This is a genomic window from Paracidovorax wautersii (assembly GCF_900113035.1).
Classification (GTDB): Bacteria; Pseudomonadota; Gammaproteobacteria; order Burkholderiales; family Burkholderiaceae_C; genus Paracidovorax; species Paracidovorax wautersii.
In genome coordinates this window covers 59,501-80,209 of sequence record NZ_FONX01000005.1, presented here as the reverse complement: position 1 = coordinate 80,209, position 20,709 = coordinate 59,501, and the positions used below count along the sequence as shown (strand labels likewise).

Sequence of the window (20,709 nt, the reverse complement as noted above, 5' to 3'; positions counted from 1 at the left end):
AAGGGCACGATTCTGGGCGGGCCTCCTCGCGCTTCGTTGGACGAACCATGGAAGCAGGATGGAGCGGCGCAGGCTCCACCGCAGCGGCACAATCGCCGCCATGAATGATTCCCTGCCGCCCCCGACCGACGCAGCCATCGCCGGGGCGCTCGTGCTGCTGGTGGAAGACGAAACCGAGATCGCCGAAATCCTCGGCGCCTATCTGCGCCGCAGCGGCCTGCGCGCCACGCATGCCGCCACGGGCACGGCCGCGCTGGACATGCACCTGTCGCTCAAGCCCGATCTGGTGCTGCTCGACGTGCAGCTGCCCCTGGCCAGCGGCTGGCAGGTACTGTCGGAGCTGCGCCACCGCGGCGACACGCCGGTCATCATGCTCACGGCGCTGGACCAGGACATCGACAAGCTCATGGGCCTGCGCCTGGGCGCCGACGATTACGTGGTCAAGCCCTTCAACCCCGCCGAGGTGGTGGCGCGCGTGCAGGCCGTGCTGCGGCGCACGGCCACGCACGGCGCGCGCGGCGCGCAGCGGGTGCTGCGCGTGGGCACCTTCCAGATCGACCCCGAAACCCTGGAAGCCAGCGCGGAGGTGGACGGCGAACGCCGCACGCTGCCGCTCACCCTGACCGAATTCAACCTGCTGGCCCACATGGCGCGCGCGCCCAAGCGCGTCTTCAGCCGCGCCGAGCTGCTAGCCGCCTGCCTGCCCGAGAGCGATGCGCTCGAACGCACGGTGGACAGCCACATCAGCAAGCTGCGCAAGAAGCTGGAACTGCTGAAGCTGGAGGGCGTGCCGGCCAGCGTGCGCGGCGTGGGCTACCGGCTGGGCATCGCACCATGACGGCGCGCTACGGCGGGCTGCGCCGGCAGCTGGTGATCTCGCTGGCGGTGATGGCCTTCGGCATCGCGCTGCTGTTCCTGCTGGGCTCCTACGCGCTCTACGCCCTGCTCACGGCCTATTCGCCCTCCAGCATCTCCTACGACTTCGTGCCCTCCCCCATCGAGGCGATGTGGATGCTGGGCAGCGTGATCGCCGCGCTGGTGCTGGCCGTGGTCACGGCCAGCAAGCTCTCGCGCCGCATCGTCACGCCGCTGAATTCGGTGGCCGAGAGCCTGCACCGCATCGCCGAGGGCGACCTCTCCGCGCGCGCCCACACCGACGCGCATTCGCTGGGCGAGGCCGCGCAGCTGGTGGAAGACTTCAACGGCATGGCGCAGCGGCTGCAGCACATGGCTCAGGGACGCGCCTTCTGGAACGCCGCCATCGCCCACGAGCTGCGCACGCCGGTGACCATCCTGCGCGGCCGCCTGCAGGGCCTGACCGAAGGCGTCTTCGAGCCGAGCCCCGCGCAGTTCCAGGCCCTGCTCAAGAACGTCGAGGGCCTGGCGCGGCTGATCGAAGACCTGCGGCTGCTGGGCCTGCGCGACAGCGGCCACCTCGAACTGCGCCTGGAACTGGCCGATCTCCCGGCAGAAGTCCGCGCAGCCGCCCTGGCGCTGGAGCCGCAGCTGACCGGCGCAGGCTTTGCGCTGGCGCTGGACCTGCAGGCCGATGAAGTGGTGTGCGACCCGGTCCGCATCCGCCAGGCGCTGCTGGCCCTGCTGGAAAACGCGCTGCGCCATGCCACGCCGGGACCGATCGCCATCCGCAGCTGGCAGGAAGACGGGCGGGTCCACCTGCGCGTGGAAGACAGCGGCCCCGGCCTGCAGGCCGCGGAAGCCGCCCGCCTCTTCGAAGCCTTCCAGCGCGGCGCCGCCTCGCACGAGCGGCCCGGCAGCGGCCTGGGCCTGGCCGTGGTGCAAGCCATCGCCCAGGCCCACGGCGGGAAGGCCCTGTGGGCGCCATCACGCCTGGGAGGGTCGGCCTTCGAGCTGCAGTGGGCGGGATGAGGACTGAATCCGGTTGCCCAAGCGCGAGCGCGTGCGCCGGCGTCTTCGACTGCATCGAGGTGGTCTATAACTCTGGTCGGCACCGCGAATCACAGGTGTCCAGGAAATCCAGTGGGATTCCATCGTCTCTCGATAGCCGCCACCAGCAAAGGATTGCGCATGTCCACCTCGGTTTCCGCCTATTTGAATCGCTCGACGCCAGGCGTCTACATCAATGAGATAGCCTCTTCAGGGATTTCCATCGTCGGCGTGGAAACGGCCGTGCCGATCTTCATCGGCTATACCGAAGTGGCGGGCGACCCGGCAACCGGCAGGCCGCTCTACGACACGGCGGTGCCGATCTCGTCGATGGCGGAGTTCATCCAGCACTTCGGTGGCCCTATCCCGATGCGGTACCAAGTCGTGGCACTGGGCGATTCTTCCCCTTTCCCGAGCAGTTCGGGCTATTCGGGCAGCACTTCCGGGGGCGCGCATGACCGGCCGGCCGTGCAGCAGCCTCCGTCCTTCCACGCCGCTTTCTCCGATGCGAACGGCGCCATCTCGACACAACCTTTCCTGCTGCAGTCCGCCGCGCTCGCCGGCGAGCCCCGTCGGTTCAACCTGTACTGGAGCATGCAGGCCTTCTTCGCCAACGGCGGCGGAAAATGCTTCGTGGTGTCGGTGGGAAGCTACTGGGCCAACGAGTTTCCGACCCCGGGCAGCCTGCCCGCGCCCATTCCCGTCAGCTGGACCGCCGGCACCATCGAACTGGGCGATCCCAGCGGTGCCCTCGACAGCGGCAAGCCCGGCCTGAACGTGGGGCTGAGCGTCGCCGGCAACACCATCGGCCCCACCATGATCGTGGTGCCGGAAGCCTGCCAGCTCTCCCGTCCGGACTACGCGTCCATGGCCTGCAACATGCTCCAGCAGGCGTCCCGGCGACAGGACCGGATGGCCATCCTGGAGCTGCCCGGCGCCCTCACCGCCGACACCTGCGAGGCCATGCAGGCCGCGCAGACGGAACTCTCCGAAGCCATCGCGCCCCAGGTCTCCAGCGTCAGCTACGGCGCCTGCTACGGGCCCGCGCTCAGGACTTCCATCGTCGGCACAGCCGACATCCTCTACACCTGCCTGCAAGCCCCCGACGGCGACAACCGCACGCTCAACAACCTTCTCACCACGCAGGCCACCGCGCTCTACGTCGGCCATCCTGATGCACTGGCCGACCTGCAGTCAGCCATCGCTGCGGCCTTTCCGGTTTCCGCCTCGGCCACCGGAAAGGCCTATTCGATCGGCGGCGGCTACGCCCCCGCGCCCACCGACGGCACCGCGCTGGCGCAGTGGATGGCGAGCCTGAACCAACGGCTGCTCAACGCCTTGCCGCTGTTCCAGCAGATCGCGCAGCTGATCGCCGCCGACATGAACGTGCTGCCGCCCAGCGCCTTGCTCGCCGGCGTCTGGACCACGAGCGACAACCTCAACGGCGTGTGGAGCGCTCCGGCCAATCTGGCGCTGGCTTCGGTGGCGGCGCCGCTCTACGCCATGACCGATGCAGAGCAGAGCGGATTCAACGTGCCGACCAATGGCGAGGCCATCAACATCGTGCGCGCCCTGCCCTCGCGGGGCAACGTCGTGTGGGGCGCCCGCACGCTGGACGGCAACAGCGACGACTATCGCTACATCCAGGTCCGGCGCACCCTGATCTACCTGGAGCAGTCGATCAAGCTCGCGCTGCAGAGCTATGTCTTCGCCGCCAACGACGCCGCCACATGGGCGACCGTGACGGCCGCCATCGGCAGTTTCCTGACGGGTGTCTGGCAACAGGGGGGCCTGACGGGCAGCCAACCCAGCGAGGCGTTCTCGGTAAGCTGCGGACTGGGATCGACCATGACCGCCCAGAACGTGCTGGACGGCAACATGCTCGTCGCCGTGTCCCTGCAGATGATCCGCCCTGGCGAATTCATCGAGATCATGTTCACACAGGCCATGAGCGGCTGAGTGGCCTGGCCGCGCATTAAGCCGGCACGATGGAACCTTCGTGAGCACAGTCCTCCGGCAATGCCGCGCTCGCCGAGCGGAGCTTCGCGTTGCGCATGGCCGGCGTCGACGCCGATTTGACCCGCAAGCGCACACGCGCCAGCCGACCGGGAACTTCGGGGATGCACGGCAGGCAGCAGGTCCAAGAAAAAACCCCGCAGACCATGGATCTACGGGGTTTCGATGTTGGTGGGTGATGCAGGGTTTGAACCTGCGACCCCTGCCGTGTGAAGGCAGTGCTCTACCGCTGAGCTAATCACCCTAGTCGTCGTTGCGACAAGACCATGATTATGGCACAGTTTTTCAGGCCTGGGCCGAGGTTTTCCAAATTGTTTTGCCGCCGCTGGCCTTGTCGATCTGCGCGAGCGTCGCATCGTGCTCGGCCAGCTCCGCTTCGCTCGCGCGCAGCACCTGCAGGGTGATGCTGCTCAGGTCGATGGGCGCGATCTTCACGCCGCCCTCGTCCTCTTCCGACTCGTCGGAGATGAGCAACGCGTCCTGCCCGCGCGTGAGGTTGATATAGACATCGGCCAGCAGCTCCGCATCGAGCAAGGCGCCGTGCAGGGTACGGCTGGAGTTGTCCACGCCCAGCCGGTCGCACAGGGCGTCGAGCGAATTGCGCTTGCCGGGGTACATCTCCTTGGCCATGGCCAGGGTGTCGGTGATGCCGGCCACGAAGCTGCCGAAGGCCGGGCGGCCGGTCAGTTCGAGCTCCTTGTTGAGAAAGCCCACGTCGAACGCCGCGTTGTGGATGATGATCTCGGCACCCTGCAGGTAGCGCAGGATGTCCTCGGCCATGTCGGCGAACTTGGGCTTGTCCTTCAGGAACTCGTTGCTGATGCCGTGGACCTTCAGCGCGTCTTCATGGCTGTCGCGCCCCGGGTTGAAATAGAGGTGCAGGTTGTTGCCGGTGAGCTTGCGGTTGAACAGCTCCACGCATCCCAGTTCGATGATGCGGTCGCCGCCCTCGGCCGAAAGGCCGGTGGTTTCCGTATCGAGAACGATCTGGCGGGACATCAGTGGTTTTCCTTGGCGTGGTTGATCGTGTACTTGGGGATCTCCACCGTCACATCCGCCTGCGCCAGGATGGCCTGGCACGACAGGCGCGATTGCGGCTCCAGGCCCCAGGCGCGGTCCAGCAGGTCTTCCTCTTCCTCTTCGGCCTCGTTGAGCGATTCCAGCCCCTGGCGCACGATGACGTGGCAGGTGGTGCAGGCGCAGCTCATGTCGCAGGCGTGCTCGATCTTGATGCCGTTGTCCAGCAGTGCCTCGCAGATCGAGGTGCCGGCGGGCGCGGAGATTTCGGTGCCGGCGGGGCAGTATTCGGCGTGAGGAAGAATCTTGATGACGGGCATGGGGCTCGGGGTTTCTTGCTGTGGGGGGTGGGAGCGCGGGTCAGAGCTTATCGACGTTCTTGCCGGCCAGCGCCTCACGGATGCCGCGGTTCATGCGCTGGGCCGCGAAGGCCTCGGTGCCCTTGGCCAGCGCCTGCGTGGCGGCCTCGATCTCGGCGGCGTCTTCGGACGTGTCGCGCAGCGACTTCAGCGCCTGCGCCAGGCCATCGATGGCCTCGCGCTCGGTGGCGCTCAGCACGTCGCCATCGGCCTGCAGGGCGCTGTCGATGGCGATCAGCATGCGGTCGGCATCCACGCGGGCCTCGACCAGGGCGCGGGTGCGCACATCCTGCTGGGCGGTGGCGAAGCCTTCCTGCAGCATGCGGGCGATCTGGTCATCCGAGAGGCCGTACGACGGCTTCACGTCGATGCGCGCCTCGACGCCGCTGGTCTGCTCGCGTGCGCTGACGCTCAGCAGGCCGTCGGCATCGACCGTAAAGGTCACGCGGATGCGCGCCGCGCCGGCGGCCATGGGCGGAATGCCGCGCAGCTCGAAGCGGGCCAGGCTGCGGCAGTCCGCCACCAGGTCGCGCTCGCCCTGCACCACATGGACCGCCAGGGCGGTCTGGCCGTCCTTGTAGGTCGTGAAGTCCTGCGCCTTGGCGGTGGGAATGGTTTCGTTGCGGCTGACGATGCGCTCGACCAGCCCGCCCATGGTCTCGATGCCCAGCGACAGCGGGATCACGTCGAGCAGCAGCAGATCGCCGGCCGAGTCGTTGCCGGCCAGCTGATTGGCCTGGATGGCCGCGCCCAGGGCGACGACTTCGTCGGGGTTGAGGTTGGTCAGCGGTTCCTTGCCGAAGAAATCCGCCACCGCCTGGCGGATCTGCGGCATGCGGGTGGAACCACCCACCAGGACCACGCCCTGGACTTCGTCCTTTTGCAGACGCGCATCGCGCAGGGCGCGGCGCACCGCGGCCAGCGAGCGGGCCGTGAGCTCGGCCGTGGCGGCCTCGAAATCCTGACGCGTCACGTCGAATCGGGCTTCCGCGCCCGCGATGATGGCGCTGAATGCTACCTTTTCCGTAGCAGTCAGGGCCTCCTTGCAGGCGCGCGCCGCCACGCGGGCGGCCGACTTGTCCTGCGGGGACACGGCCTGCAGGCCCAGCTGCCCCAGCACCCATTCGGCCAGGGCTGCGTCGTAGTCGTCGCCGCCCAGGGCCGAATCGCCGCCGGTGGAGATGACCTCGAACACGCCTTGCGTGAGCCGCAGCACCGAGATGTCGAAGGTGCCGCCGCCCAGGTCGTACACCGCATAGACGCCCTCGGAACCGTTGTCCAGCCCGTAGGCGATGGCCGCGGCCGTCGGCTCGTTGATGAGGCGCAGCAGATTCAGGCCCGCCAGGCGGGCAGCGTCCTTGGTGGCCTGGCGCTGTGCATCGTCGAAATAGGCCGGCACGGTGATGACGGCGCCATACAGGTCGTCGTTGAAGGTGTCTTCCGCCCGGTAGCGCAGGGTGGCCAGGATTTCGGCGCTGACCTCCACCGGCGACTTCACGCCGCCAGCGGTGGAGATGGCCACCATGCCGTGGGCGGAGCCCTCGGCGGCACCCTCCCCGGCCGGTGCCGCTTCAGTGAAGCTGTACGGCAGTTTCTCGCGTCCGGCGATGTCGGCCAGGCCGCGTCCCATGAAGCGCTTGACCGAGACGATGGTGTTGACCGGGTCCGTTGCCTGGGCACCCAGCGCCTCGGCGCCGATCTGCCGGCCGCCCCCTTCCAGGTAGCGCACGGCCGAAGGCAGCAGCACGCGGCCGGCATCGTCGGGCAGGCATTCGGCCACGCCATTGCGCACGGCGGCCACCAGCGAATGGGTGGTGCCCAGGTCGATGCCCACGGCGATGCGCCGTTGGTGCGGGTCGGGGGATTGGCCGGGTTCGGAGATCTGCAGAAGCGCCATGAAGAATGTTCGTGTTGTGGTGAGCCTGCTTCGCCGGCCCCCGGGGCCTGGTTTGCTCGCTCTTGTCTTGATGCGGGTGGGTACGGGCGCGCCGAAACGGCTGCGGCGCGATGAAAAGGCGCCGGGCCCTTGCTCAACCGGCTATTGTCCCAGTTGGTCCCGGCGGGCCTCGATGTCCAGGCCAAAACGCGCAATGAACATGAGGGCTCTGACCTCCTGCGCCGCCCCGGCATAGTCGGCCTTCTCGTCGATCAGCTGCCGGCAGCGCGCGATCGCGGCGGCCTGCGACTGCGCCACGTCGTCGTCCAGCGCATCGAGTTCGGCGGTGCTGCCGGCTTCTTCCAGCGCCTCGCGCCACTCCATCTGCTGCATCAGGAACGCGGCGGGCATGGCGGTGTTGTCTTCGGCGCGGATGGGCGCGCCGTGCAGCTCGCACAGATAGGCGGCGCGGCGCAGCGGGTCTTTCAGGCGCTGGTAGGCCTCGTTGATGCGCACCGACCACTGCATGGCCACGCGCTGCGCGGCCCCGCCCTGCGCGGCGAAGCGATCCGGGTGGGCCTCGCGCTGGAGCGCCTTCCAGCGCGCATCCAGCGCGGAACGGTCCTGCTCGAAGCGTCGCGGCACGTCGAACAGTTCAAAGTCGTCGGATTGGAGGTTCATAAGGGCCAGGCCTGCTGCCTGCCAGTGATGAAAAAACCGCCAGCGCTGGGGGCGCTGGCGGTCGCAGCGGTCAGCGCGTCGAGGGAAAGCTCAAACGCGGAAGCTCTCCCCGCAACCGCAGCGGTCGCGCTCGTTGGGGTTATTGAACTTGAAGCCTTCGTTCAGGCCTTCACGCACGAAGTCGAGCTCGGTGCCGTCGATGTAGGCCAGGCTCTTGGGATCGATCAGCACCTTCACGCCGTGGTTCTCGAACACCACGTCTTCCGGCTCCTGCGAATCCACATACTCCAGCTTGTACGCCAACCCGGAACACCCCGTGGTCTTCACACCCAGGCGAACGCCCACGCCCTTGCCCCGTCGGGACAGATAGCGGTTGACGTGCCGGGCCGCGGCTTCGGTCAGGGTGATGGCCATGGCGTCAGGCGGCCTGAGCGTCGGCGGGAGCGGCTGCCGCGTGCTTGGTCTTGTAGTCCAGCACGGCGGCCTTGATGGCGTCTTCCGCGAGGATGGAGCAGTGCACCTTCACGGGCGGCAGCGCCAGCTCTTCGGCGATCTGGCTGTTCTTCAGCGCAGCCGCTTCGTCCAGCGTCTTGCCCTTGACCCATTCGGTCACCAGCGACGAAGAGGCGATGGCCGAGCCGCAGCCGTAGGTCTTGAAGCGTGCGTCTTCGATCACGCCGGTCTCGGGGTTCACCTTGATCTGCAGCTTCATCACGTCGCCGCATGCCGGCGCGCCGACCATGCCGGTGCCTACGGACTCATCACCCTTGTCGAACGAACCCACGTTGCGGGGGTTCTCGTAATGGTCGATCACTTTGTCTGAATAAGCCATGATGTTTACCTCGTCAATTCTTCAATGTGCGGCCCACTGGATGGCGCTGATGTCGATGCCGTCCTTGTACATGTCCCACAGCGGGCTGAGCTCGCGCAGCTTGGCCACGTTGTGGCGGATGGTGGAGACGGCGTAGTCGATCTCTTCCTCGGTCGTAAAACGGCCGATGGTCATGCGCAGGCTGCTGTGCGCCAGTTCGTCGCTGCGGCCCAGGGCGCGCAGCACGTAGCTGGGCTCCAGGCTCGCGGACGTGCAGGCCGAGCCCGACGACACGGCCAGACCCTTGATGCCCATGATCAGCGACTCGCCTTCGACGTAGTTGAAGCTGATGTTCAGGTTGTGCGGCACGCGGCGCTCCAGGTCGCCGTTGACGAAGACCTGTTCAATGTCGGTCAGGCCGTCCAGCAGGCGCTTTTGCAGCGCGCGGGCCTTGGCCAGGTCCTGCGCCATCTCTTCGCGGGCGATGCGGAAGGCTTCGCCCATGCCGACGATCTGGTGCGTGGGCAAGGTGCCCGAACGCATGCCGCGTTCGTGGCCGCCACCGTGCATCTGCGCTTCCAGGCGCACGCGGGGCTTGCGGCGCACGTACAGCGCGCCGATGCCCTTGGGGCCGTAGGTCTTGTGCGATGCCAGGCTCATCAGATCGACGGGCAGCGTGGCCATGTCGATCTCGACCTTGCCGGTGGCTTGCGCGGCATCGACGTGGAAGATCACGCCTTTTTCACGGCACAGCGCGCCGATGGCCGGGATGTCCTGGATCACGCCGATCTCGTTGTTCACGAACATCACGCTCAGCAGGATGGTGTCGGGGCGGATGGCCGCCTTGAGCACGTCGAAGTCGAGCAAGCCGTTTTCCTGGACGTCGAGGTAGGTCACCTCGAAGCCCTGGCGCTCCAGCTCGCGGGTCGTGTCGAGCACCGCCTTGTGCTCGGTCTTCACCGTGATGATGTGCTTGCCCTTGCCCTTGTAGAAGTGCGCGGCACCCTTGATGGCGAGGTTGTTGGACTCGGTGGCGCCACTGGTCCACACGATTTCACGCGGATCGGCGCCGATGAGCGCGGCCACGTTGGCGCGGGCCTTCTCCACGGCCTCTTCGGCTTCCCAGCCCCAGGCGTGGCTGCGGGAGGCCGGGTTGCCGAAATGCTCGCGCAGCCACGGAATCATGGCGTCAACGACGCGCGGGTCCACGGGCGTGGTGGCACCGTAGTCGAGATAGATAGGGAAATGCGGGGTCATATCCATGGCTGGCTCAAACAAAGACTCTGGCTGGCAAGGTCGGGCGGATGCCCGGCACTCAGGACTTGGCGAACACGTTGCCCAGTGCGAACACCGAGTTGGGCGCGTTCACGCGGATGGGTTTGACGACGGGCGTGGTCGAGATGGCGCGGCGCACGACCGGCTTGTCTTCGACCTGCACGCCCTTGGCGAGCTGGTCGTCCACCAGCTTCTGCAGGGTGACGGAGTCCAGGAACTCGACCATTCGCTGGTTCAGCGAGGCCCACAGCTCGTGGGTCATGCAGCGGCCGGCGTCGCCCAGACAGTTTTCCTTGCCGCCGCACTGGGTGGCGTCGATGGGTTCATCGACCGAGACGATGATGTCGGCCACGGTGATGTCGCCGGCCTTGCGGGCCAGCGTGTAGCCGCCGCCGGGGCCGCGCGTGGATTCGACCAGTTCGTGCCGGCGCAGCTTGCCGAAGAGCTGTTCGAGATACGACAGCGAGATCTGCTGGCGCTGGCTGATGGCAGCGAGGGTGACCGGGCCGTTGTTCTGGCGCAGTGCCAGATCGATCATCGCGGTGACCGCAAAACGGCCTTTGGTAGTGAGACGCATCGCAAGCTCCTTGTCTTCAGGCTTGTTCGTTATAGAAATCCGAAAGCTGGGAACCAGCCTCCGGCACCGTCTCCGCCCCTACTCCGACAGGCACCTGAACCTCGCGGAGCCCTATTCATCCTGGGCTTTTCTTTTCTTGACTATTTCAGACAAGTATAGCACAAACCCTATTGTTTTTGTCGGGTACCCGGACACCCCGGTCGCGGGAGCTACCTCCCGGTAAGGCACCGGCACCCCTGTGACCTTGGTTCGCCGGCTCAGAACGTGTTCACGATCTCAGACCGCCACCTGGTCTCCGCCGTGCGCACCGAATGCGCGGTCTTTCAGCCGGGTCAGCTGGTCGCGCACCCGGGCGGCCTGCTCGAACTCCAGATTGCGCGCGTGCTCCAGCATGAGCTTTTCCAGGCGCTTGATCTCCCGGGCGACGTCCTTTTCGGACATGTCTTCCACCTGGGCCCGCTGCATCGATTCCTGCTCGAGCCGCTCGGCTTCCTTGCCCGACTTCTCGCTATAGACCCCGTCGATGAGATCGCGCACCTGTTTGACGATGCTGCGCGGCGTGATGCCCTGGGCTTCGTTGTGTGCGATCTGTTTGGCGCGGCGGCGTTCCGTTTCGTCGATGGCCTTGCGCATCGAGTCGGTGATGCGGTCGGCGTAGAGGATGGCCTTGCCGTTCAGGTTGCGGGCCGCCCGGCCGATGGTCTGGATCAGGCTGCGCTCGGCGCGCAGGAAGCCTTCCTTGTCCGCATCCAGGATGGCGACCAGCGACACCTCGGGAATGTCCAGCCCCTCGCGCAGCAGGTTGATGCCCACCAGCACGTCGAAGGCGCCCAGGCGCAGGTCGCGGATGATCTCCACGCGCTCCACCGTGTCGATGTCCGAGTGCAGGTAGCGCACCTTGACGCCGTTGTCGGTGAGGTAGTCGGTCAGCTGCTCGGCCATGCGCTTGGTCAGCGTGGTAATGAGTACGCGCTGATTCTTTTCGGAGCGAATGCGTATTTCCTGCAGCACATCGTCCACCTGATGGGTGGCGGGGCGCACTTCGATCTCCGGGTCAACCAGGCCCGTGGGGCGTACCACCTGCTCCACCACGCGGCCGGCGTGGGTCTTTTCGTAGTCGGCGGGCGTGGCGGAAACGAACACGACCTGGCGCATGCGCTGCTCGAACTCGTCGAACTTGAGCGGCCGGTTGTCCAGCGCCGAAGGCAGGCGGAAGCCGTATTCGACCAGCGTGGTCTTGCGCGCCCGGTCGCCGTTGTACATGGCGCTCAGCTGGCCGATCATCTGGTGGCTCTCGTCCAGGAACATGATGGAGTCGGGCGGCAGGTAGTTGGTCAGCGTGGGCGGTGGGTCGCCCGGCTGCGCGCCAGATAGGTGGCGCGTGTAGTTCTCGATGCCCTTGCAGTGGCCGACTTCGCTCAGCATCTCCAGATCGAACCGGGTACGCTGCTCCAGCCGCTGGGCCTCGACCAGCTTGCCTTCGGAGACGAACTGCTTGAGCCGGTCGGCCAGCTCCAGCTTGATGCTTTCGACGGCGGCCAGCACCTTGTCGCGCGGCGTCACGTAATGGCTGCTGGGGTAGATGGTGAAGCGCGGGATCTTCTGCCGCACCCGGCCGGTGAGCGGATCGAAGAGCGAGAGCGACTCCACCTCGTCGTCGAACAGCTCGATGCGGATGGCCAGTTCGGAGTGCTCCGAGGGGAACACGTCGATGGTGTCGCCGCGCACGCGGAAGCTGCCGCGCGCGAAGTCCTGTTCGTTGCGCGTGTACTGCATGCGGATCAGCCGGCCGATCACGTCGCGCTGGTTCAGCTCGTCGCCCACGCGCAGGATGAAGCGCATCTGGGTGTAGTCCTCCGGGGCGCCGATGCCGTAGATGGCGCTCACCGTGGCGACGATGACGACGTCGCGGCGCTCCAGCACGCTCTTGGTGGCCGACAGGCGCATCTGCTCGATGTGCTCGTTGATGGCCGAGTCCTTTTCGATGAAAAGGTCGCGCTGCGGCACGTAGGCCTCGGGCTGGTAGTAGTCGTAGTAGCTGACGAAGTATTCCACCGCGTTCTTGGGGAAGAACTCGCGGAATTCGCTGTAGAGCTGCGCAGCCAGGGTCTTGTTGGGCGCGAAGACGATGGCCGGCCGGCCCAGGCGGGCGATGACGTTGGCCATGGTGAAGGTCTTGCCCGAGCCGGTCACGCCCAGCAGGGTCTGGAAGACCTCGCCGTCGCGCACGCCTTCGACCAGTTCCTCGATGGCCGTGGGCTGGTCGCCGGCGGGCGGATAGGGCTGGAACAGCTCGAAGGGCGAATCGGGAAAGCGCACCAGCTGGCCCTCTTGCGCGGGCGGCATGGCTTCAATGGGTTTTGGCATGGGGTGGCGGGAAGTGGAGCCCTTAAAATCGGGCCGTCCCGGCAGACTACAACAGGCCCGGACCTCCGCTCTGACATCCTTTGTCGATATTTCCCCAAGGAAAGAACTCCATGTCTCTCTTCACCGCCGTCGAAATGGCACCACGCGACCCCATCCTGGGTCTGAACGAGCAGTTCGCTGCTGACACCAACCCCAACAAGGTCAACCTGGGCGTGGGCGTGTATTTCGACGACAACGGCAAGCTCCCCCTGCTGCAGTGCGTGCAGGCTGCGGAGAAGGCCCTGATGGACAAGCCCACCGCGCGCGGCTACCTGCCCATCGACGGCATCGTCGCCTACGACAACGCCGTCAAGGCGCTGGTGTTCGGCGAAGGCAGCGAGCCCGTCACCTCCGGCCGCGTGGCCACCGTGCAGGCCATCGGCGGCACCGGCGGCCTGAAGATCGGCGCCGACTTCCTGAAGAAGGTCAGCCCCGACGCCAAGGTGCTGATCTCCGACCCGAGCTGGGAGAACCACCGCGCCCTCTTCACCAACGCCGGCTTCACCGTCGATACCTACGCCTATTACGACGCCGCCAAGCGCGGCGTGAACGTCGAAGGCATGCTGGCCAGCCTGAAGGCTGCCGCGCCCGGCACCATCGTCGTGCTGCACGCCTGCTGCCACAACCCCACCGGCTACGACATCACCGCCGAGCAGTGGGACCAGGTCATCGCCGTGGTCAAGGCCCAGGGCCTGACGCCTTTCCTCGACATGGCCTACCAGGGCTTCGGCCACGGAATCCAGGAGGACGGCGCCGTCATCCAGAAGTTCGTGGCCGCCGGCCTGAACTTCTTCGTCTCCACCTCGTTCTCCAAGAGCTTCAGCCTGTACGGCGAGCGCGTGGGCGGCCTGTCGGTGCTGTGCGCCGACAAGGAAGAGGCATCGCGCGTGCTGAGCCAGCTCAAGATCGTGATCCGCACCAACTACTCCAACCCGCCCACGCACGGCGGCGCGGTGGTGGCGGCCGTGCTGGGCAACCCCGAGCTGCGCGCCCTGTGGGAAAAGGAACTGGGCGAGATGCGCGTGCGCATCAAGGCCATGCGCCAGAAGCTGGTCGATGGCCTGAAGGCCGCCGGCGTGCAGCAGGACATGTCCTTCATCACCCAGCAGATCGGCATGTTCAGCTACTCGGGCCTGACCAAGGACCAGATGGTGCGCCTGCGCACCGAGTTCGGCGTGTACGGCACCGACACGGGCCGCATGTGCGTGGCCGCGCTCAACAGCAAGAACATCGACCACGTCTGCCAGTCCATCGCCAAGGTGGTCTGACGGCAGCTGCCGACCAGACCGGCAGCGGGCTCGATGCAACACAAAAAAAACCGCCCTCGGGCGGTTTTTTCATGCCTTTTCGGCCTGCAGCGCTTGATCTGCCTGCATGTTCAGCTATCAAAAGCAGAGCATCAAGACTTCCAGGATCTCATTGCGGACTGCGGTTGGTGTAGCTCGCATTGCCCAGGCCCGTGCCCACCGTCAGCACCGCCCAGCGCTTGACGTCCTGGGTGAAGGGCAGCTCCGAGAGGCCCTGCACCACCGCGTCGTTGTGCAGACAGACCTGGGTGCGACCGCCACTGATGAGCGGCAGGCGTTCGTACAGGTCGTGCGACAGGCGAAAGCGCGTGCTCTCCCAGTTGCCGGGCAGGTTCTGGGCGCCGCCGGCGATGGAGCCGTCCTCGCAGATCAGGCCCGGGCAGGCGACGCCGATGAAGGGCGCCACGCGGATGCCCTTCTTCTCGGCGTGCTCCAGCAGCTTTTCCAGCATGCCGGCGATGCCTTCGATCAGCGCATCGCGCGTGGGCGTGTCGCCCGCATGGCCCCACTTGTCGCGCTTGACCACTTCGGCGCGCGACATGTCGGGCGTCTTGTGCAGATGGGTGAGCACGATGCCGCAGCGCACGTTGGTGCCGCCGATATCGACGGCCAGGATCGCGTCGTAGCTCTGCAGCAGCGCGGTGGGCGCCAGATGCACCCAGCCGACCAGCCCGCCTTCGTCGGCGTGATGGCGCAGCGTGCGCAGCTCCACGGGCACCTTCGCCGCCTTCAAGAGCGCGGCAGCACGCCGGATGGCGCCCTGCCCCACTTCGCTCTGCTGGAAGCCCCCGCCCACGATCACGCGCTCGACGCCCTTCCAGCTCTTTTCCTTGAGAAAGCGCGGCACCACGTCGGCCAGCTGCAGCGCGTAGTCTTCCTGCGCCGCGCGGATGGCCTGCGCGGCCGGGCCGCCCTCTTCCAGCAATTCGTCGAGCCGCGACTTGCCGATGTCCACCGTGGGCTTGGAGCCGAACGGGTCCTTGCCCGCCATGTCGGTGAACAGCACGCGCCAGGCATCCAGCATCTTGCGGAAAGCCGTGCGGCTCGCGGCATCGCCGATGAAGCCATCGCCGTCGCCATCGCGCAGCTCCAGGCTGTAGCCGTCGATGGTCACCGACGGCAGTTCCATTTCTCCGTGGGGGCCGAGCGTGGCGAGCCGGCGCTGGGCCCTGAGCTCCCGCTCGCTCGCCGGGCGTGCGTCCGGCTCTGCTTCGTTCGACGAATCCTTGTGCTTGTGCTTCTCGGCCATGCCATCCCTCGTTGGAGCAGCCCTCCAGGGGCACTGTAGACATGCTGCCGGCAAGCCGAGGTGCAGCACGTCAGCCGAGAGCGCATTCCCTGGCGGGCGCAGGCCATGCCGGCCAGCGAAGCCGCCAGCCCAGGAGACAACGAAGAAGAAACCGCAGCCACCGCCACCATGCCTCACCCCCGCGAAGACAAAAAAAAGCCCGCACGCAGCGGGCTTGAAAGGAGACCCCCCTACTGACAAACCTGCAGTGGCGGGAACATGGCCCCGGCGACAGCGCCGCGAAGATCCGCAGCGACCCTGGTGCCGGCTCGGTCAGGCCATGCCCGCCCCTGCGTTATTTCGTGGCCCAGACCGTACCGGCCAGCGCCGTGTTGCTGGCCCAGGCATCGGCAGTACCGGGCACCAGACTGGCGGGAATCAGCGTCCTGCCGATGCCATGGACCCATGAGCGGATGACCGTGTGGTGCAGTGCAGCTGCCATGTCGAAATGCTCCCTGGTGATGAGTGAACGCAAGCGATGAAGCGGGCCGGAGGCGGATCGCCGCCCTGGGAGCCGGCGCCCAGCGCCCGGGCTGGTGAAGCCAATGTAGCCAGCGCCCCCCGGCCGGCCAACCAAGCAAAACGCGCTTGCTTATGCGTAAAGCTCAGGTCTTCGCGCCGCGCGCCGGACTTCGGCCTCCGGGCAGCCCCTGCCCGGGTGCGGACCAGCCGGGCTCGGCAGGTAACATCGCATGTCAATTCGTAGCCGGGGATTCGCGCCCCCATCACAGCCATGCCTCAGCAAGCCGTTTTCCTGCCCGACTTCCACCCCCTGCGCGCCTGGCGCCTGGGCGCCGTGGCCGCTGCCGCCGCCTTGCTCGCGGCCTGCGGCAGCACGCCGCTGCCGCCCTGGCCGGCCACGCCGCCCAAGGCCGCCCAGACGGCGCCGGCCCCCACGGCCACCCGGGCGGTGCCGCCGCCGCTGGGCACGCAGCGCAGCGGCGTGGTGACGACGCCCATCGCGCCCAGCCCGCTGATGACGGTGGAGCCCGAGGCCCCCGCGCCCACGGCTGACGCCCTGCCCTACAGCGAGGCCGTGGCGGCGCGCTTTCCGGCCCCGTCCGTGCGATACGAGACGCCGGGCCTGGCCGACGGCCGCCGCGCCTTCACCACCCATGCCGAAATGGCGCAGTGGCTGCGCGGGCTGGCCACGTCCGTCAAGGGCAGCACCAAGGCCGAGCTGCTCGACATCGGCCGGTCCCAGCGCGGCGTGCCCCTGCAGGCCCTGGTGCTGACCCGCGCTGGCGGCACCGACGTGGCCGCGCTGGACGCGAGCGGCCGGCCCACGGTGCTGCTGATCGGCCAGCAGCACGGCGACGAACCCGCCCCCGCCGAGGCGCTGCTGGTGATGGCCCGCGAACTGTCGCAAGGCCTGCTGGAGCCGCTGCTGGACCGCATCAACGTGATCGTCGTGCCGCGCGCCAACCCGGACGGCGCCGAAGCCGGCACCCGCGTGACGGCCAACGGCATCGACATGAACCGCGACCACCTGCTGCTCAACACCCCCGAGGCGCAGGCCCTGGCCAAGCTGGTGCGCAACTACCGCCCTGCGGCCGTGGTGGACGCGCACGAATACACCGTGGTCGGGCGCTTCCTGCAGAAGTTCGGCGGCATCCAGCGCTACGACGCGCTGCTGCAGCACGCCACCACGGCCAACATGCCGGAATTCATCAACAAGGCCGCGCTGGAATGGTTCCGCCAGCCCATGGTGAGCGCGCTCACCGCGCAAGGGCTGACCAACGAGTGGTACTACACCACCTCGACCAACATGGACGACCGCACCATCTCCATGGGCGGCACGCAGCCCGACACGGGCCGCAACGTCAACGGCCTGAAGAACACGGTCAGCCTGCTGGTGGAAACGCGCGGCGTGGGCATCGGCCGCACCGACATCCAGCGCCGCGTCCACACCCAGGTCACGGCGCTCACCAGCGCGCTGCGCAGCGCGGCCGAACGCGCGGTCAACCTGGAGCAGGTGCGCTCCTTCGTAGCCCGCGACACGGCTGCCCAGGCCTGCCGCGGCCAGGTCGTCGTCGAAGCCGCCCCGACGCCCACGCAGCGCGACCTGCTGATGCTCGACCCGCAGACCGGCGCCGACCGCGCGCTGCGGGTGGAATGGAACTCATCGCTGGAGCTGCGCACGGTCAAGAGCCGCGCCCGGCCCTGCGGCTACTGGCTGGCAGGCACCGCCGCGCCTGCGGTGGACCGGCTGCGGCTGCTGGGCCTGCAGGTGATGCGCGTGGCCGAACAGGGCTCGGTGCTGGCCGACACCTACCAGGAAACCGGCCGCGACACCGCCGCGCGCCAGGACGTGCGCGGCACGGTGGCGGGCTCCGGCGACGTCGTGAATGTGCAGACCACGCTGACCCGCAGCGCCATCGACGCACCGGCCGGCAGCTTCTACGTGCCGCTGAACCAGCCGCTCGCCAACCTGGCCGTCGCGGCGCTGGAGCCGGACACGCAGAACAGCTATTTCGCCAACCACCTCATCGGCAGCCTGAACGAAACCGCCCGCGTGATGGCGCCGCCGTCGCTGGTGTTCGAGGGCGACTGACGGCGGATCTGCGGATGGGCCCTATCGGCCGGCGCGGCCCTTGGGCGGCTGCGGCCGGTGCGCTCGCCGCCGGGGCTGCAGCCGGCCTGGCGGCATCGGCGAGCATGCCCAGGGCCTCTCATGTCTGCAGAGGCACATCGGCTCCCGGCCGCCCCAAGCCATTTGCTACTGATTCGATAGCTAGCAGCGCTTGATCAGCCTGGGCTTGCGGCCCAAAAGCCTTGAAGAAGCCTCAGGCGCGATGCTCGTGCAGGCCGCCCGGCGCCGTGGCCGCCGACGCATGGCCGCCCCCCGCATGCCGCTGGTGCGCGCTGGCAACGACATGCTCCGTCATGGCCACGGCCAGCGCCTCTTCGCCCAGGAACACCTTGCCGACGCCTTCCTGCTCCAGCAGCCGGGCCTCTTCGTCGTTATGGCTGCGCACCACCGTCTCGATCTCCGGGTTGAGGATGCGCGCGGTTTCGACGATCTGGCGCACGTTCAGCGTGTCCGGCGTGGCGATCACCAGCATGTGGGCCCGGGCGATGTGCGCCTGGATCAGCACCGCCGGGTCCACCGCATCGCCATAGACCGCGGCCATGCCCTGGTTGCGCAGGGATTCGACCAGTTCGCGGTTCTGCTCGGCCACCACGAAAGGCACGTCCTGCGCCACCAGCGCGGCGGCGATACGCTGGCCCACCCGCCCGTAGCCCACCAGCACGACCTGGCGGGCAAGGAACTTCTCGTCGGTCGTCATGGGCAGCTCGGCCAGCGGATCGTCGCGCTGGTCCAGCCGCCGCGCCAGCGCGGAACGCGCCCGCAGCCATTGCTGCAGCGGCGCGATGGCGCGGAACAGCACCGGGTTCACCGCGATGGAAATCAGCGCGCCGGCCAGCACCAGGCTGGCCCCTTCGGGCGGCAGCAGGCCGAGCGAGGAGCCCAGGCCCACCAGGATGAACGAGAACTCGCCGATCTGCGCCAGGCTGGCCGACACCGTGAGCGCCGTGTTCAGCGGGTAGCGGAAGGCCAGCACCAGCGCCGCCGCCGCCAGCGTCTTGCCCAGGATGATGATGGCCACCACGCCCAGCACCTGCAGCGGCCGCTCCACCAGCACCCAGGGGTTGAACAGCATGCCCACCGACACGAAGAACAGCACGGCGAAGGCATCGCGCAGCGGCAGCGACTCCTGCGCAGCGCGGTGGCTGAATTCGGACTCGCGCATCACCATGCCCGCGAAGAACGCCCCCAGCGCGAACGACACCCCGAAAAGCGCCGCCGAGCCATAGGCGATGCTGACGGCCGCGGCCACCACGCACAGCGTGAACAACTCGCGCGAACCGGTGCGGGCAACCTGCCACAGCACCCACGGGAACACCCGCCGCCCCACCACCAGCATGAGCACGACGAAAGCGCCCACCTGGGCCAGGGTGATGCCGACCGCACGCCATACGTCAGCGGCCGGCGTTTCGGCGCCGCTGCCGCCCAGCCAGCCGGCCAGCGGCGGCAGCAAGACCAGCACCAGCACCATCGCCAGGTCTTCCACCACCAGCCAGCCCACCGCGATGCGGCCGGTGTACGAATCGAGAATGCCCTGCGTCTCCAGCGCACGCAGCAGCACCACGGTACTGGCGACCGACAGCGACAGGCCGAACACCAGCGCGCCCCCCAGGCCCCATCCCCACCAGGTCGCCAGGCCCATGCCCAGCAGCGTGGCCACCACCATCTGCACCACCGCCCCGGGCAGCGCGATGCGCCGCACCGCCAGCAGATCGCCCAGCGAGAAATGCAGGCCCACGCCGAACATCAGCAGCATCACGCCGATCTCGGCGAGCTGGCTGGCCATTTCGCGGTCGGCCACGAAACCCGGCGTGAACGGACCGATCATCACCCCCGCCAGCAGATAGCCCACCAGCGCCGGCAGCTTCACCCGCGTGGCGATGAAGCCCAGCAGCAGGGCCAGGCCCAGGCCGGCGGCAATGGTGTTGATGAGCGACAGGCTATGGTGCATGGGGTGTGGCGGATGGCGGGCAAACGAAGGCGATGGGGCCGCACGGAAAAGGCGGGAGGCTGGGCGCAGGTCCTTAGAACGTGTTCACGATCTCGCAGGGGATCGCGTTGGAGCGCAATCGGGATGAGTGGATGCTTCGGATGCGCCGCATGGACTTATGTCCATGCAAGCAGCCGGGGCCTCCAGTCGCCCGATTTCGCTCCAACCCGAAGGGCAGCGGTGTGGGTGGGCCGTCTGCGGCGTTGCCGCGCTTGTGGATAGCCGTGCTATCCACTGCGCACCGCGCCTTGCATCCCGTCCCGCCCACACCGCTGCGCGCCCCCTGGGAAATCGTGAACACGTTCTTATAACCCCAACCCTCGCACCCCTGCAAAAACGAGGCCCGGGCGCGGAAAGGTCGCAGCCGGCGCAGTTATCATCCACACCCTCGCGTTCACCGCGAATGCGGCTTGGCCACGGGATGCCAGCATCCCGCTCCTTTCGGCGCGCCGCTTTCTGCCTGCACCTGCCCGTAGCTCAACTGGATAGAGCAATTGCCTTCTAAGCAATAGGTCGGGGGTTCGAGTCCCTCCGGGCAGGCCAATCACGCAGGCCGGCCATCAGCCAGCGTCTCCACGCACGCCCCTGCAGGCTCCTGACAAACCCGCAAA

The 20,709-nt window shown here is 67.5% G+C and carries 17 protein-coding genes and 2 tRNA genes; 6 read left to right on the top strand and 13 right to left on the bottom strand.

Annotated features, from left to right (window positions below; all coding sequences use genetic code 11):
• Positions 1-100: 100 nt before the first annotated feature.
• The 3 genes from BM070_RS09315 (at position 101) to BM070_RS09305 (ending at position 3,864) form a co-directional block, all read left to right on the top strand.
• The gene (locus BM070_RS09315) at positions 101-838 is read left to right on the top strand and encodes a response regulator (RefSeq protein ID WP_092939542.1); all 738 of its coding nucleotides are present in this window, start codon (positions 101-103) and stop codon (positions 836-838) included.
• The gene (locus BM070_RS09310) at positions 835-1,887 is read left to right on the top strand and encodes an ATP-binding protein (RefSeq protein ID WP_092939318.1); all 1,053 of its coding nucleotides are present in this window, start codon (positions 835-837) and stop codon (positions 1,885-1,887) included. Before BM070_RS09315 ends, BM070_RS09310 begins: the two co-directional genes overlap by 4 nt.
• A 159-nt stretch (positions 1,888-2,046) precedes the next feature.
• Positions 2,047-3,864, top strand: a complete 1,818-nt coding sequence (locus tag BM070_RS09305) for a phage tail sheath C-terminal domain-containing protein (RefSeq protein WP_139222790.1) — start codon at positions 2,047-2,049, stop codon at positions 3,862-3,864.
• A gap of 226 nt (positions 3,865-4,090) precedes the next feature.
• On the opposite strand, the gene BM070_RS09300 is transcribed toward BM070_RS09305, so the two are convergent.
• From BM070_RS09300 to uvrB, 10 genes are all read right to left on the bottom strand, one after another.
• A tRNA-Val gene (locus BM070_RS09300) sits at positions 4,091-4,165 on the bottom strand.
• 41 nt (positions 4,166-4,206) lie between these two features.
• Positions 4,207-4,920 carry a DNA polymerase III subunit epsilon gene (dnaQ, locus tag BM070_RS09295; RefSeq protein ID WP_092939316.1) on the bottom strand — a complete coding sequence of 238 codons (714 nt, stop codon included), beginning with the start codon at positions 4,918-4,920 and terminating at the stop codon, positions 4,207-4,209.
• Positions 4,920-5,258 (bottom strand): ISC system 2Fe-2S type ferredoxin, encoded by a 339-nt coding sequence (fdx, locus tag BM070_RS09290; protein WP_092939315.1) that lies wholly within the window; start codon positions 5,256-5,258, stop codon positions 4,920-4,922. Before fdx ends, dnaQ begins: the two co-directional genes overlap by 1 nt.
• A gap of 40 nt (positions 5,259-5,298) precedes the next feature.
• A complete protein-coding gene (gene hscA, locus BM070_RS09285; RefSeq protein ID WP_092939314.1) occupies positions 5,299-7,194 on the bottom strand; it encodes a Fe-S protein assembly chaperone HscA in 1,896 nt (631 codons plus the stop codon).
• Positions 7,195-7,335: 141 nt separating this feature from the next.
• The gene (gene hscB / locus BM070_RS09280) at positions 7,336-7,854 is read right to left on the bottom strand and encodes a Fe-S protein assembly co-chaperone HscB (RefSeq protein WP_092939313.1); all 519 of its coding nucleotides are present in this window, start codon (positions 7,852-7,854) and stop codon (positions 7,336-7,338) included.
• 90 nt (positions 7,855-7,944) lie between these two features.
• Positions 7,945-8,268, bottom strand: a complete 324-nt coding sequence (gene iscA / locus BM070_RS09275; protein ID WP_092939312.1) for an iron-sulfur cluster assembly protein IscA — start codon at positions 8,266-8,268, stop codon at positions 7,945-7,947.
• A 4-nt stretch (positions 8,269-8,272) separates the two neighbouring features.
• Positions 8,273-8,686, bottom strand: coding sequence for a Fe-S cluster assembly scaffold IscU (gene iscU / locus BM070_RS09270; protein WP_092939311.1), 414 nt, complete (start codon positions 8,684-8,686; stop codon positions 8,273-8,275).
• Between the two features lie 21 nt (positions 8,687-8,707).
• Positions 8,708-9,928: an IscS subfamily cysteine desulfurase gene (locus tag BM070_RS09265; RefSeq protein WP_092939310.1), complete on the bottom strand. Its 1,221-nt coding sequence runs from the start codon at positions 9,926-9,928 to the stop codon at positions 8,708-8,710.
• Between the two features lie 52 nt (positions 9,929-9,980).
• Positions 9,981-10,517 carry a Fe-S cluster assembly transcriptional regulator IscR gene (gene iscR / locus BM070_RS09260; protein WP_092939309.1) on the bottom strand — a complete coding sequence of 179 codons (537 nt, stop codon included), beginning with the start codon at positions 10,515-10,517 and terminating at the stop codon, positions 9,981-9,983.
• A 276-nt stretch (positions 10,518-10,793) separates the two neighbouring features.
• A complete protein-coding gene (uvrB, locus tag BM070_RS09255) occupies positions 10,794-12,884 on the bottom strand; it encodes an excinuclease ABC subunit UvrB (RefSeq protein ID WP_092939308.1) in 2,091 nt (696 codons plus the stop codon).
• 110 nt (positions 12,885-12,994) lie between these two features.
• Between uvrB and BM070_RS09250 the strand changes: the two genes are divergently transcribed.
• Positions 12,995-14,191: an amino acid aminotransferase gene (locus BM070_RS09250; RefSeq protein WP_092939307.1), complete on the top strand. Its 1,197-nt coding sequence runs from the start codon at positions 12,995-12,997 to the stop codon at positions 14,189-14,191.
• Positions 14,192-14,339: 148 nt separating this feature from the next.
• Here BM070_RS09250 and BM070_RS09245 read toward each other — a convergent pair whose 3' ends face one another.
• Both BM070_RS09245 and BM070_RS24775 read right to left on the bottom strand, forming a co-directional pair.
• Positions 14,340-15,479, bottom strand: coding sequence for an ROK family protein (locus tag BM070_RS09245; RefSeq protein ID WP_092939306.1), 1,140 nt, complete (start codon positions 15,477-15,479; stop codon positions 14,340-14,342).
• A 334-nt stretch (positions 15,480-15,813) separates the two neighbouring features.
• Complete coding sequence (locus BM070_RS24775) at positions 15,814-15,960, bottom strand: hypothetical protein (protein WP_175518462.1); 147 nt, start codon at positions 15,958-15,960, stop codon at positions 15,814-15,816.
• A gap of 291 nt (positions 15,961-16,251) precedes the next feature.
• Here BM070_RS24775 and BM070_RS09240 point away from each other — a divergent pair, with 291 nt between their 5' ends.
• Complete coding sequence (locus tag BM070_RS09240; RefSeq protein ID WP_092939305.1) at positions 16,252-18,072, top strand: M14 family metallopeptidase; 1,821 nt, start codon at positions 16,252-16,254, stop codon at positions 18,070-18,072.
• A gap of 232 nt (positions 18,073-18,304) precedes the next feature.
• Here BM070_RS09240 and BM070_RS09235 read toward each other — a convergent pair whose 3' ends face one another.
• The gene (locus tag BM070_RS09235; RefSeq protein WP_092939304.1) at positions 18,305-20,059 is read right to left on the bottom strand and encodes a cation:proton antiporter domain-containing protein; all 1,755 of its coding nucleotides are present in this window, start codon (positions 20,057-20,059) and stop codon (positions 18,305-18,307) included.
• A 505-nt stretch (positions 20,060-20,564) separates the two neighbouring features.
• Between BM070_RS09235 and BM070_RS09225 the strand changes: the two genes are divergently transcribed.
• A tRNA-Arg gene (locus BM070_RS09225) sits at positions 20,565-20,641 on the top strand.
• Positions 20,642-20,709: the final 68 nt, after the last annotated feature.

What these genes read in the sequence shown, in the direction of transcription:
- BM070_RS09310 (WP_092939318.1), top strand. Translation starts at nt 835, where the DNA reads ATGACGGCGCGCTACGGCGGGCTGCGCCGGCAGCTGGTGATCTCGCTG.
- BM070_RS09305 (WP_139222790.1), top strand. Translation starts at nt 2,047, where the DNA reads ATGTCCACCTCGGTTTCCGCCTATTTGAATCGCTCGACGCCAGGCGTC.
- hscA (WP_092939314.1), bottom strand. Translation starts at nt 7,194, where the DNA reads ATGGCGCTTCTGCAGATCTCCGAACCCGGCCAATCCCCCGACCCGCAC.
- iscU (WP_092939311.1), bottom strand. Translation starts at nt 8,686, where the DNA reads ATGGCTTATTCAGACAAAGTGATCGACCATTACGAGAACCCCCGCAAC.
- BM070_RS09250 (WP_092939307.1), top strand. Translation starts at nt 12,995, where the DNA reads ATGTCTCTCTTCACCGCCGTCGAAATGGCACCACGCGACCCCATCCTG.
- dnaQ (WP_092939316.1), bottom strand. Translation starts at nt 4,920, where the DNA reads ATGTCCCGCCAGATCGTTCTCGATACGGAAACCACCGGCCTTTCGGCC.
- fdx (WP_092939315.1), bottom strand. Translation starts at nt 5,258, where the DNA reads ATGCCCGTCATCAAGATTCTTCCTCACGCCGAATACTGCCCCGCCGGC.
- iscA (WP_092939312.1), bottom strand. Translation starts at nt 8,268, where the DNA reads ATGGCCATCACCCTGACCGAAGCCGCGGCCCGGCACGTCAACCGCTAT.
- BM070_RS09235 (WP_092939304.1), bottom strand. Translation starts at nt 20,059, where the DNA reads ATGCACCATAGCCTGTCGCTCATCAACACCATTGCCGCCGGCCTGGGC.
- BM070_RS09265 (WP_092939310.1), bottom strand. Translation starts at nt 9,928, where the DNA reads ATGGATATGACCCCGCATTTCCCTATCTATCTCGACTACGGTGCCACC.
- hscB (WP_092939313.1), bottom strand. Translation starts at nt 7,854, where the DNA reads ATGAACCTCCAATCCGACGACTTTGAACTGTTCGACGTGCCGCGACGC.
- iscR (WP_092939309.1), bottom strand. Translation starts at nt 10,517, where the DNA reads ATGCGTCTCACTACCAAAGGCCGTTTTGCGGTCACCGCGATGATCGAT.
- BM070_RS09245 (WP_092939306.1), bottom strand. Translation starts at nt 15,479, where the DNA reads ATGGCCGAGAAGCACAAGCACAAGGATTCGTCGAACGAAGCAGAGCCG.
- BM070_RS09240 (WP_092939305.1), top strand. Translation starts at nt 16,252, where the DNA reads ATGCCTCAGCAAGCCGTTTTCCTGCCCGACTTCCACCCCCTGCGCGCC.
- uvrB (WP_092939308.1), bottom strand. Translation starts at nt 12,884, where the DNA reads ATGCCAAAACCCATTGAAGCCATGCCGCCCGCGCAAGAGGGCCAGCTG.
- BM070_RS24775 (WP_175518462.1), bottom strand. Translation starts at nt 15,960, where the DNA reads ATGGCAGCTGCACTGCACCACACGGTCATCCGCTCATGGGTCCATGGC.
- BM070_RS09315 (WP_092939542.1), top strand. Translation starts at nt 101, where the DNA reads ATGAATGATTCCCTGCCGCCCCCGACCGACGCAGCCATCGCCGGGGCG.